Annotated in this window: 1 protein-coding gene; it reads left to right on the plus strand. The window is 73.1% G+C overall.

Annotated elements, in window-relative coordinates; all coding sequences use genetic code 11:
* The coding region (locus ABEA26_RS34345; RefSeq protein ID WP_345597770.1) for an SDR family NAD(P)-dependent oxidoreductase at positions 1-6,539 on the plus strand (6,539 nt) is incomplete at both ends.

The raw sequence follows: 6,539 nt of genomic DNA on the forward strand, positions 1-6,539 counted from the left end.
CTCTGGACGAGTTGCAGGTGGTGTGTGAGCGGCTGGGTGTTCGGGCGCGCCGGGTCGCGGTGGACTACGCCTCTCACAGTGCTGAAGTAGAGGCCGTGGAGGCCGAGTTGCTCGGTGCGCTGGGGAAGGTGGAGGCCAGGCGTGGGGACGTGCCGCTGTACTCGACCGTCACCGGCGAGCTACTGGACACGTTGGAGATGGACGCCGCGTACTGGTACCGCAACCTGCGCCGGACCGTCCGGTTCGCCGAGGCGGTCGCTGCCGCGGCCGAAGACGGCACGCACGCCGTGATCGAAATCAGCCCGCACCCGGTGCTGACCGCCGCCGTCGCCGACGGGCTGGGCGGGGACGCCGTCGTGGTGGGCACGCTCCGCCGCGACCAGGGAGGGCTCGGGCGGTTCCTGCTGTCGGCGGGTGAGGCGTTCGTCGGCGGTGTCGACGTCGACTGGACCCCGCGGTCCACCCCGGCGACGACGGAGGCGCGGAAGCCGGGGGAGGCCGCGGTGGCGAGGGTGGAGCTACCGACGTACGCGTTCCAGCACGAGCGGTTCTGGTCGGACCCGTCCGCGCGGCCGGGGGCAGGTGTCGATGCGGCACCGTCGGCCGGAGTCGCGGTCGACAGCACGTTCTGGGAGGTCGTCGAGCGCGGCGACACCGCCGGTCTGGCGGCGGAGTTGGACGTCGACGGCCAGGCGTCGCTGGAGACCCTGCTGCCGGCGATGGCGGCCTGGCGGCGGCGCAGGTCCGACGACTCGGTGGTGGACTCCTGGCGCTACGGCATCGGCTGGATGCCCGTGCCGGAGCGGCTCGGGGCACGGCTCTCCGGCACTTGGCTCGTAGTCGAGCCCGAGGGCGCCCAAGGACCCGTAAGCACCCCAGGGACCGAAGGAATCGAAAGCGCCGAAGGCCCCCGTGGTGCGTCCGACGACGCGGCCGGGCTTGCTGCCGCGCTGGAGGCCGCAGGAGCGGCCCCCGTGCGGATTGCCGTGCGGGACAACACTGGAAGGGCTGAACTAGCTGACAAGCTCGGCAAGTTTGCGGCCGCAGTGGACGGCGGCGTACAAGGCGTGGTCTCCCTCCTGTCGGCGAACTTCGCACCGGATCCCGTGGAGGTGCCAGTACTGGAGTCGGCGCCCGAGCAGCTTGCCTTCGGCTCCCGAGCCGCGCAGCGCACCCTCAACCTGGTGCAGGCGCTCGGCGACGCCGGACTGGAAGCACCGCTGTGGTGCACAACGCGGGGCGCGGTCTCGACCGGTGCCGACGACGCGGTGAGTGCGCCGGGAGCGGCGACGGTGTGGGGGCTCGGCCAGATCACCGCACTCGAACACCCGCGCCGCTGGGGCGGTCTGGTCGACCTGCCCGCCGAGCGCGACCCGGCCTGCTGGCGCCGGGTGGCCGGAGTGCTGGCAGGCCCGGGGCCGGATTCCCCGGAGGTCCGGGGCGAGGACCAGGTCGCGGTCCGCGGAACCCGAGTACTGGCACGGCGGCTCATGCACGCCCCGTCGGCGGACCGCGCACACTGCTGGACCCCGACCGGCACCGTGGTGATCACCGGAGGCACCGGGGCGCTCGGGGCGCACGTGGCCCGCTGGGCGGTGGAGCGGGGCGCGACCTCGGTGGCGCTGGTCTCCCGTAGCGGTGCGGCGGCGCCGGGCGCGGCCGAGCTGGTCGAGGAACTCACCGTGTCCGGGGCCCGGGTACGGGTGCTCGCCCACGACCTGGGCGAGCGCGAATCCGTGCGGGCCATGCTCGCGGACGCGGGCCGGGACGAGCCGGTCGGCGCCCTCTTCCACACCGCGGCCGTCCTCGACGACGCGCTCATCGCCTCGCTGACGCCCGCGCAGGTGGCCCGGGTGCTGCGGGTCAAGCACGACGCGACGTGGTACCTGCACGAGGAGACGGCGGGGCTCGACCTGTCGGCCTTCGTCCTGTTCTCCTCGCTCGCGGGCACGCTCGGTGCCTCGGGCCAGGGTAACTACGCGCCGGGCAACGCCTTCCTGGACGCGTTCGCGCAGTACCGGCGTGCCCAGGGACTCCCCGCGCTGTCGGTGGCCTGGGGGCCGTGGGACCAGGGCGGGATGGCCGAGGGCGGCATCGGCGACATGGCGCGCAGACACGGCGTACCGGAGATGGACCCGCGGCTGGCCGTGCTCGCGCTCGGCCGGGCCCTGGACCACCGGGAAAGCTACAGCGCGGTGGCGGACATCCGCTGGGACCGATACCACACGGCGTACACGGCGACCCGGCCGAGCCCGCTCCTGTCGGACCTGCCGGAAGTGCGGGAACTGCTGCGGGACGCCGACCGGGACACGGAGCGCGCGGACGCGCCCTCCGCGCTGACGCGGCGCCTGGCCGGGCTGTCGCGCGCGGAGCAGTCGACCCGGATCCTCGCACTGGTGCGTGAGCACGCCGCCGCGGTCCTCGGGCACTCGACGGCGGACGCCGTCGGGGAGAAGAAGGCGTTCAAGACCCTGGGCTTCGACTCCGTCACCGCCGTGGATCTGCGCAACTCCCTGGCGAAGGCGACCGGTCTGACCCTCCCGGCCACCCTCGTCTTCGACCACCCCAGCGCCCTCGCCCTGACCGATCACCTCCTCGGCGAACTCATGGGCGCCGGCACGGGGGCCGACGGGAACACCGACTCCCGGGCCCTTGCGACGGCCGAGACCAGGGCGACTGCCACGGCCGCGGTCGACGACCCCATCGCGGTCGTCGGCATGAGCTGCCGCTTCCCCGGCGGGATCGAGTCCCCCGAAGACCTGTGGCGGTTGCTCGCGGCGGACGGCGACGCGATCCGGGAGTTCCCCGCGGACCGTGGCTGGGACCTGGAGTCGCTGTACGACGCGGAGCTCTCACAGAGCTACACCTCGTACGTCCGCGAGGGCGGATTCCTGGACGGCGTGGGCGAGTTCGACCCGGCCTTCTTCGAGATCAGCCCGCGTGAGGCGCTGGCCATGGACCCGCAGCAGCGGCTGCTCCTGGAGACCTCCTGGGAGGCGCTGGAGCACGCGGGCATCGACGCGGACACGCTGAAGGGCAGCCGCGCCGGGGTGTTCTTCGGCGCGGGCGGCCAGGACTACGGCATGCTCCTGGCACAGACGGGGGCGGACGTCGAGGGCTACGCGGGAACCGGGAACGCGTCCAGCGTCATCTCCGGCCGCGTGGCCTACACCCTGGGGTTCGAAGGCCCCGCTGTGACGGTGGACACGGCGTGCTCCTCCTCGCTCGTGGCGATGCACCTGGCCGCCCAGGCCCTGCACTCGGGCGAGGCCTCGATGACGCTGGCCGGCGGCGCGACGGTGATGTCCACGCCGGGCATGTTCAGTGAGTTCAGCAGGCAGCAGGCGCTGTCGACGGACGGTCGCTGCAAGGCGTTCGCGGCGGCGGCCGACGGCACCGGATTCGCCGAGGGTGTGGGCGTGGTGGTCCTGGAGCGGCTCTCGGACGCCCGGCGCAACGGGCACCGCGTCCTGGCCGTCATGCGGGGCTCCGCGGTGAACCAGGACGGCGCGTCCAACGGCCTCTCGGCCCCGAACGGTCCCTCCCAGCAGCGCGTCATTCGAGCGGCGTTGGCGAACGCCGGCCTGTCGGCGGCGGACATCGACGCGGTGGAGGCGCACGGCACCGGCACCCGTCTCGGCGACCCCATCGAGGCGCAGGCCCTGATCGCGACGTACGGGCAGGACCGTCCCGCCGAACGCCCCCTGCTGCTCGGTTCGGTGAAGTCCAACATCGGCCACACCCAGTCGGCCGCCGGTGTGGCGGGCGTGATCAAGATGGTGATGGCGCTGCGCGAGGGTGTGCTGCCGCGCACCCTGCACGTGGACGAGCCGACCCATGAAGTGAACTGGTCCGCGGGTGGGGTCGAACTCCTCACGGAGCCCCGCCCCTGGCCTGCACTGCCCCGCCCCCGACGGGCGGGCGTGTCGTCCTTCGGTATCAGCGGCACCAACGCCCACGTAGTCCTGGAGGCCCCCACCGAGACGGACGTGACCGAGTCGGCCGGACCGGCGGACGGCGTGGTCCCGTGGCTGGTGTCGGCCAAGTCGGCCGCCGCGCTGCGCGGACAGGCGGCCCGGCTGCTGTCGTACGTCGGCGAGCGGGACGAACTGTCGCCGGTGGACGTGGGATGGTCGCTGGCCGCGACGCGCTCGGCACTGCCGCACCGGGCCGTGGTCGTGGGCACCGGACGCGAGGAACTGCTGTCGGGCCTCGCGGCCCTCGCACAGGGCGCGCAGGCGTCCGACGTGGTGGTCGGTACGGAGAGCCCGCGGCGCGGTCTGGTGTTCGTGTTCCCGGGACAGGGCGCCCAGTGGGTTGGCATGGGCGTACAGCTGATGGCCGAGTCCCCGGTGTTCGCGGAGTCGATGGCGGCGTGCGAGGCGGCGCTCGCCCCGCACGTGGACTGGTCGCTGCGTGAGGTCCTGAGCGACGAGGCCGCCCTCGCGCGGCTTGAGGTGGTCCAGCCCGCGCTGTGGGCGGTCATGGTGTCCCTGGCCGCGGTGTGGCGCTCGTACGGTGTGGAGCCCGACGCGGTCGTGGGATCGAGCCAGGGAGAGATCGCCGCCGCGTGCGTGGCCGGCGCGCTGACCCTGGAGGACGCGGCCCGTCTGATCGCCGTGCGCAGCGAGGTTCTGGCCAGGCGCCTGGTGGGGCGTGGCGCGCTGGTCTCCGTGGCGGCACCGGCCGACGAGGTCGAGGACCTGCTGAAGGGCCTGACGGGGCGGCTCACCTCGGCGGGAGTCAACGGCCCGAGGCTGACGACGGTGGCGGGCGACGACGCGTCACTGGCCGAACTGATGGCCGCGTGTGAGGCCCGCGGCCTGCGTGCCCGCGGTGTGGCGGGCACGGTGCCGACGCACTGCGCGCTGGTGGAGGACCTCAAGGAAGAACTCGAAGAGGTCCTGGGATTCGTGCACCCGGCCGCGCCCCGCATTCCCATGTACTCGACGGTCACCGGACGCCCGGTCCGCGCGGACGAGCCGCTCGACGCCGCCTACTGGTACGAGAACACCCGCAGGCCGGTGCGCTTCCACGAGGTGACCCGGGCCCTCCTGGAGGACCAGCTGGAACTGTTCGTCGAGGTCAGCGCCCATCCGGTGATGTCGATGGCCGTCGAGCAGACGCTGGAGGCCGAGGGCGTGCCCGGAGCTGCTCTCGGTACGCTGCGCAGGCGTGACGGCGGCGCAGAGCGGCTGCTGGCCTCGCTGGCACATCTTCAGGTTCGCGGCATCGGCACCCCGTGGCGGGAGACCGGCCTGTTCTCCGGAGCACGGCAGGTGGAACTCCCCACGTACGCCTTCCAGCGCGAGCGCTACTGGCCCAAGGCGGCCGCGGGCCCCGCGCAGGGCAGGGACGCGGCCGCCCAACTGGGCCTCGGTGCGGCGGACCACCCGATGCTCGGCGCACTCGTGACCGTGGCGGACCGGGCGGGCGACCCGGCAGGGGCCGACGACGGGCTGATCCTGACCGGCAGGCTCTCCCTCCACACCCACCCCTGGCTGGCCGACCACGCGGTGCACGGTACGGTCCTGCTGCCGGGAACGGCGTTCGTGGAACTGGCGCTGCGCGCCGGTGAGCAAATCGGCTGCCCGCGCGTCGACACGCTGTCCCTGCAGGCGCCGTTGGCGGTGCCGGAGCGGGGCGGAGTGCAGGTGCAGGTGGTGGTCGGGGCAGCGGACGGGGCGGGCCGCCGCGCAGTGAGCGTGCACTCGCGCGCCGAGGACGGCGACGTCGGCGCGGTATGGGCGCGCCACGCGGTGGGTGAACTGACGAGCGAGGAGCCGCGGGTCGCCCAGGCGATGCCGGAGGCGTGGCCGCCCGCGGAGGCGGAGCCTGTGGATGTGTCGAATCTGTACGAGGAGTACTCGGCCGCAGGAATCGAGTACGGGTCGTCGTTCCGGGGGTTGAGGGCTGCTTGGCGGCGTGGGGACGAGGTGTTCGCCGAGGTCGGTCTTGAGGGTGAGGTGTTGGCGGAGGCGGGTGCGTTCGGGCTGCATCCGGCGCTGTTCGACGCGGCGTTGCATGTGGTGGGTGTGAGTGGGTTGGGCGGCTCTGAAGGGAGCAGTCTGCCGTTCTCGTGGTCGGGTGTGTCGTTGGTGGCGCGGGGTGCGTCGGTGTTGCGGGTGCGGCTGGCTCCGGCGGGTTCGGGTGCGGTGTCCGTGAGTGTTGCTGATGGTGCGGGTGTGCCGGTGGCGCGGGTGGATGGGTTGGTGTTGCGGCCGGTGTCCGAGGGGCGGTTGGCGGCGGTTGCGGGGGGTGTCGGCAGTCCGTTGTTCGGGGTGGAGTGGGTTCCGGCTCCGGTTTCGGTGGGTGAGCGGGTCGAGGGTGATGTGGTGGTGTTGCCGGTTTCCGGTGGTGGTGGGGTTGAGGAGACGGTGTGTGGGGTGTTGGGGGCGGTGCGGGAGTTCTTGAGTGATGAGGGGGCTGCTGGGTCGCGTCTGGTGGTGCGTACGTGTGGTGCGGTGGGTGTGGACGGGGTTGGGCCGTCTGATCTTGCGGGTGCTGCGGTGTGGGGTCTGGTGCGGGCTGCGCAGTCG

The organism is Streptomyces marokkonensis (assembly GCF_039539045.1).
Classification (GTDB): Bacteria; Actinomycetota; Actinomycetes; order Streptomycetales; family Streptomycetaceae; genus Streptomyces; species Streptomyces marokkonensis.